The following is a 6,226-nucleotide window of genomic DNA, read 5'->3' as shown; positions in this document are numbered from 1 at the left end:
ACCTGCTCGGCGACTTTTGTCACTTCGCTTCGTTTGCCTCGCTGCGATCAGCGAAGCCTTGAATTATGACACAGTTTCCTGCGCCTTGACCCAGGGGACTGAAGATTTTTTCTTCGAGCTGCCGGACCAACCTGAGGCAGAAGACAAGGTCTTTTGCGTCGGGAGTCAAATTCTATACCCGCCACGCGACGTTCTGAAGACATCGGGGAAAAAATTCTGGGGCCAGGTGAAAACAGCGGGGCTGGGGCCAGCCATTGAACCGACAACCGAGGCTGCGCCCGCCCAGGGTCTGGCACACCCCCAAGCAAGGCGCCCCACCACGAGAAACCACACAGGAGACCACACTGCGGCTACCATAAAGAAAAGCCAAGACGAGACATCTTGGACGCGCTTGACTTAGGTCAAGAGCCACATCATTTAATCCATCTAAAATGAATTTTTCAGATCAGGTGAATATTTATGAGCATCTTGGGTGTCGTCGTTCGCGTCAAGCCGGGCCATCTCGACGAGGTGATCGGTGAGCTCTCGGCCGCCCCTGGCCTCGACATTGCACTGAACCCTGGTGATGGTCGCCTGGTCGTGATCATCGAGGACACCCAGGACATCCCAGCGGCGCAGACCATGGCGTCCATCGCATTGTTGCCGCTAGTGCTCAACACCTCGCTGGTCTACGAATACTCGGGCCCCGACGTGGCACACGCGAAAAGTCCGACCGACCCCGATATCCGCTATCAGTCCTGGCGCACCAGCCTGTCCCAGATGGCCGCCGGCGTGGATGCCGGAGCGGCAGATGCCGCCCGCCCCTGAGCCAGCCCGCTCGTTTCTAGCTACCGTTTCCGATGGAGAATCACATGGAATCCAATCGCCGTGACTTCCTGAAAACCCAGGCGCTGGTCGCCAGCGCCGCCGCCGCCGGCATTCCGCTCGCCGCCGAAGCCGCAGCTCCCGCAGCCAAGACCGCTGCCGATGTGGCCGTCCGTTGGGACAAGGCGCCTTGCCGCTTCTGTGGCACCGGCTGCGCCGTGATGGTCGGCGTGCAGGACGGCAAGGTCGTCGCGACCCAGGGCGACCCGGAAGCGCCGGTGAACCGCGGCCTCAACTGCATCAAGGGCTATTTCCTGTCCAAGATCATGTATGGCAAGGACCGCCTGACCACGCCGCTGCTGCGCAAGACAAACGGCAAGTACGACAAGAACGGCGAGTTCACCCCGGTCGACTGGAACGAGGCCTTCGACGTGATGGCCGCCAAGTGGAAGGAAGCGCTCAAGGCCGACGGCCCGAACGGCATCGCGATGTTCGGCTCCGGCCAGTGGACCGTGATGGAAGGCTATGCCGCCTCCAAGCTCTGGAAGGCCGGTTTCCGCTCCAACAACCTCGACCCGAACGCCCGTCACTGCATGGCCTCGGCCGTGACCGGCTTCATGCGCACCTTCGGCATCGACGAGCCGATGGGCTGCTACGACGACATCGAGCAGGCGGATGCCTTCGTGCTGTGGGGCTCCAACATGGCGGAGATGCACCCCATCCTGTGGAGCCGCATCACAGACCGCCGCCTGTCGAACCCGCATGTCAAGGTCGCCGTGCTGTCGACCTACGAACACCGCAGCTTCGACCTGGCCGACCAGCCGCTGGTCTTCGTGCCGCAGACTGACCTGGCGATCCTGAACTACATCGCCAACTACATCATCACGAACAAGAAGGTCAACACCGAGTTCGTGAAGAAGAACGTGAACTTCAAGAAGGGCGAGACCGACATCGGTTACGGCCTGCGCCCGGTGCACGCACTTGAGAAGGACGCTAGGTCCAACGGCTACCCCGGCGCCGACGGCAAGCCCAAGGGCAATCCGAACGATTCGACCCCGATCAGCTTCGAGGAATACGCCAAGTTCGTCAGCGAATACTCGGCCGAAAAGGTCAGCAAGCTGTCGGGCCTGACGGTCAAGCAGCTGGAAGACCTGGCCAAGCTCTACGCCGATCCCAAGATCAAGGTGGTCTCGTACTGGACCATGGGCTTCAACCAGCACACCCGCGGCACCTGGGCCAACAACATGATCTACAACGTCCACCTGCTGGTGGGCAAGATCTCGACCCCGGGTTCCGGTCCGTTCTCGCTAACCGGCCAGCCGTCCGCCTGCGGCACCGCGCGCGAGGTCGGTACCTTCGCGCACCGTCTGCCGGCCGACATGGTCGTGACCAATCCCGAGCACCGCCATCACGCCGAGGAGATCTGGGGTCTGCCCGAGGGCACGATTCCCGACAAGATCGGCCTGCACGCCGTGGCGCAGAGCCGCGCGCTCAAGGATGGCAAGCTCAAGTGCTACTGGGTCACGACCAACAACAACATGCAGGCCGGGCCCAACATCAACGAAGAGATCTATCCGGGCTGGCGCAACCCGGCCGCCTTCGTCGTCGTGAGCGACCCCTACCCGACCGTCTCGGCGATGGCGGCCGACCTGATCCTGCCGGCGGCGATGTGGGTCGAGAAGGAAGGCGCCTTCGGCAACGCCGAGCGCCGGACCCAGGTCTGGCGCCAGCAGGTCAACGCACCGGGCGAGGCCCGCTCCGACCTGTGGCAGATGATGGAGTTTGCCAAGCGTTTCAAGATCGAGGAAGTCTGGCCGGCCGAGCTGCTGGCGAAGAAGCCCGAGCTCAAGGGCAAGACGATGTTCGACGTGCTGTACAAGAACGGCAAGGTCAACAAGTTCCCGCTGTCCGACCTGACCAAGGTCAACGGCAAGTACATCAAGGACTACAGCAACTTCGAGTCCAAGGCCTTCGGCTTCTATGTCCAGAAAGGGCTGTTCGAGGAGTACGCCGAGTTCGGCCGTGGCCACGGCCATGACCTGGCACCGTTCGACGTCTACCACGAGGTGCGCGGCCTGCGCTGGCCGGTGGTCGACGGCAAGGAAACGCTGTGGCGCTTCCGCGAAGGCTACGACCCCTACGTCAAGAAGGGCGAGGGTGTGCGCTTCTACGGCAACAAGGACGGCAAGGCCAACATCTTCGCGCTGCCTTACCAGCCAGCCGCCGAGAGCCCGGACAAGGAATTCAACCTGTGGCTGTGCACCGGCCGGGTGCTTGAGCACTGGCACACCGGCTCCATGACGCGCCGCGTGCCGGAACTGCACCGCGCCGTGCCCGAGGCGCTGCTGTTCATGCACCCGGATGATGCGCAAGCCCGCGGCATCCAGCGCGGCATGAAGGTCAAGGTCGCTTCGCGCCGCGGCGAGATCACGCTGGCGGTCGAGACCAAGGGCCGCAACAAGGTGCCGCGCGGCCTGGTGTTCGTGCCCTTCTTCGATGAAGGCCGTCTGGTCAACAAGCTGACGTTGGACGCGACCTGCCCGATCTCGAAGCAGACCGACTTCAAGAAGTGCGCCGTCAAGGTGGTGCGCGCCTGATGGCTTAGCCGGGCCTTGCCATGGACCTGTCACGTCGACAGTTGCTGCAATCGGCGGCCAGTGCCGCCAGCGCCTCGCTGGTGGCCGGTGGTGCCGCGCTGGTGGCCCTGCCCAGCGTGGCGCGTCCGGCCCAGGCGCTGCGGCCGCCAGGCGCCTTGGCCGAGGCGGATTTCCTGGGCGCCTGCGTGCGCTGCGGGCTGTGCGTGCGCGACTGTCCGCCGCAGAACCTCAAGCTCAGCGACTGGGGCGACAGGCTGAGCAAGGACTGGGCGACCAGCGTCGCGGTCGGCACGCCCTATTTCGAGGCCCGCAAGATCCCCTGCGCGATGTGCGAGGACATTCCCTGCGTCAAGGCCTGCCCGACTGGCGCGCTCGACCCCGGACTGACCGACATCACGAAGGCCAGGATGGGGCTGGCGGTGCTGATCGACCAGGAGAACTGTCTCAACTTTCTCGGTCTGCGCTGTGACGTCTGCTACCGGGTCTGCCCGGTGATCGACCAGGCCATCACGCTTGAGAAGGTCAGCAACCCGCGCAGCGACCGGCACGCCATGCTGCTGCCGACCGTGCACGCCGATGCCTGCACCGGCTGCGGCATGTGCGAGAGAAGCTGCGTGCTGGAAGAAGCCGCCATCAAGGTGCTGCCGATCTCGATCGCGCGCGGCGAGCTCGGCCACCATTACCGCAAGGGCTGGGAGCAGGGCAACCGCGCGGGCAAGCCTCAGTTCGAACAGCCGACACAGAACCTGCCGGAACAGGCCTCGCAGGGCGATCTGGTGCCGCTGCGCTCGGGCGAGGCCCCCTACCGGGGCCTCAAGCTGGAGGGCGAAAGATGAGCCAGGCGGACAAGATCGTCGGGCGCGAAGCCATTGAGTCCAAGGGCTGGTGGCGAGCCCACCGCTGGCTGCTGCTGCGGCGTCTGTCGCAGCTGGGCATCATCGGATTGTTCCTGCTCGGTCCCCTGGCAGGCATCTGGATCGTCAAGGGCAATCTGTCGTCGAGCATGACGCTGGAGGTGTTGCCGCTGACCGATCCCTTCACCTTGGCACAGGTGATCGCCGCGCGCCACTGGCCCGAGCTCAGCGCGCTGGTCGGGGCGGCGATCGCGATCGCGTTCTATGCCCTGGTCGGCGGTCGTGTCTTCTGCAGCTGGGTCTGCCCGGTCAACGTCGCGACCGATGCCGCGAGCTGGCTGCGGCGCAGCTTGAAGATCACCACCGGCCGCGGTCCGCGCGAGCTGCGCTACTGGCTGATTCCGGCGATCCTGGCTGCCTGCGCGGTCAGCGGCGTGACGGTCTGGGAATGGGTCAACCCGGTCTCGCTGACCCAGCGCGCGTTGATCTTCGGCGGCAGCACGGCTTTCGGCGCGCTGGCGGCGGTGTTCATCTTCGACCTGCTGGTGGCGCCGCGCGGCTGGTGCGGTCATCTGTGCCCGGTTGGCGCGACCTATGCGCTGATCGGCAGCAAGAGCCTGCTGCGCGTGAGCGCACAGCACAGCAGCCGCTGCAACGACTGCGCCGACTGCTATGCCGTCTGTCCCGAGCCACAGATCATCCCGATCGCGCTCAAGGGCAAGGGCGGGGCCTCGCCTGTCATCGATTCCTCCGCCTGCACCAATTGTGGCCGCTGCATCGACGTCTGCGGCCCGGATGTTTTCACATACACCCATAGATTCAATCACGAGAGAAAATGACCATGAAAAAGACCATTCGGAAGTTCCTGACCCTGACCCTGACGGCCGGAATGCTGGTCTTGGGCGCCGCGCCGGTTGCACAGGCAGCCGATCCGGCCCCGGTCAAGCTGCAGGCCCTGCGTGGCGGCACGCCGGTCGACCAGGACAACGCGCCTGGCACCTTCAGGCAGGAGCGTGACCACCGCCCGGCCGACCGCGATTTCGTGCAGCAGCCGCCGCTGATCCCGCACACGATCGCCGGCTACCAGATCACCAAGAACATGAACAAGTGCATGGACTGCCACTCCTTCGCGAAGGCCGGCGCCAGTGGTGCCGTCAAGGTCAGCGTGACGCACTTCAAGACGCGCGAGGGCCAGGAACTTGACAACATCTCGCCGCGCCGCTACTTCTGCACCCAGTGCCATGTGGCGCAGACCGACGCCAGGCCGCTGGTCGAGAGCACCTTCCAGCGCGCGCGCGGCCTGCAGTAATCCACCGGAGACAAGCAAATGGCTGAACAAAAGACCGGATTCTTCGCGCGCCTGATGGCGCTGGTGAAGACGCGCAAGTTCATGATGTTCGCGGGCGCGTTCGCCGCCGGCATCATCTTCTGGGGCGGATTCAACACGGCCCTCGAATACACCAACCGTGAGGAGTTCTGCATCTCGTGCCACGAGATGAAGGACAATGTGTACGAGGAATACCGCAGCACGATCCATTACCAGAACCGCACCGGCGTGCGCGCGACCTGCCCGGATTGCCACGTGCCCAAGGAGTGGGTGCCCAAGATGATCCGCAAGATCCAGGCCAGCAATGAGGTGCTGCACAAGATCCTCGGCACCATCGACACGCCCGAGAAGTTCGAGGCCAAGCGCCACCAGCTGGCATCCAACGAGTGGGCGCGCATGAAGCGCACCGACAGCCACGAGTGCCGCAACTGCCACAACTTCGCCTTCATGGACTACGCCGAGCAGAACCAGCGCTCGTCGAACACCCACCAGAACGCGTTCAACCAGGGCATGACCTGCATCGACTGCCACAAGGGCATCGCGCACCGGCTGCCGCAGGTCGAGCAGAACATCGGCGCGCCGAAGGAAACGCCGGCGACGCTGCCGAAGTAAGCCAGCCGCAGCGAGCCCGGAGCTGTCCGGGC

General features: G+C 64.3%; 6 protein-coding genes. All 6 read left to right on the top strand.

From position 1 onward, the window contains the following. The first annotated feature begins 459 nt into the window (after nt 1–459). The 6 genes from PHR85_RS13775 to PHR85_RS13750 are packed head-to-tail and all read left to right on the top strand — an operon-like array spanning nt 460 to nt 6,194. Complete coding sequence (locus PHR85_RS13775) at nt 460–807, top strand: chaperone NapD (protein WP_300055291.1); 348 nt, start codon at nt 460–462, stop codon at nt 805–807. Between the two features lie 44 nt (nt 808–851). Continuing rightward, nucleotides 852–3,401 carry a nitrate reductase catalytic subunit NapA gene (gene napA, locus PHR85_RS13770; protein WP_300055288.1) on the top strand — a complete coding sequence of 850 codons (2,550 nt, stop codon included), beginning with the start codon at nt 852–854 and terminating at the stop codon, nt 3,399–3,401. A gap of 20 nt (nt 3,402–3,421) precedes the next feature. Next, on the top strand, nt 3,422–4,237 hold the full coding sequence (gene napG / locus PHR85_RS13765; protein ID WP_300055285.1) for a ferredoxin-type protein NapG: 816 nt from the start codon (nt 3,422–3,424) through the stop codon (nt 4,235–4,237). Next, entirely contained in the window at nt 4,234–5,094 is an 861-nt protein-coding gene (napH, locus tag PHR85_RS13760) for a quinol dehydrogenase ferredoxin subunit NapH (protein ID WP_300055282.1), read from the top strand. The genes napG and napH overlap by 4 nt, the downstream gene beginning before the upstream one ends. A 2-nt stretch (nt 5,095–5,096) precedes the next feature. Next, the gene (locus PHR85_RS13755; RefSeq protein WP_300055279.1) at nt 5,097–5,564 is read left to right on the top strand and encodes a nitrate reductase cytochrome c-type subunit; all 468 of its coding nucleotides are present in this window, start codon (nt 5,097–5,099) and stop codon (nt 5,562–5,564) included. 54 nt (nt 5,565–5,618) lie between these two features. Next, nucleotides 5,619–6,194 (top strand): NapC/NirT family cytochrome c, encoded by a 576-nt coding sequence (locus tag PHR85_RS13750; protein ID WP_300055295.1) that lies wholly within the window; start codon nt 5,619–5,621, stop codon nt 6,192–6,194. Nucleotides 6,195–6,226: the final 32 nt, after the last annotated feature.

It is taken from the genome of Malikia sp., from assembly GCF_028687635.1.
In the GTDB taxonomy this organism is placed as follows: domain Bacteria; phylum Pseudomonadota; class Gammaproteobacteria; order Burkholderiales; family Burkholderiaceae_C; genus Malikia.
Note: the sequence above shows the minus strand (reverse complement) of the source record. Positions and strands in the feature narration are given on the sequence as shown.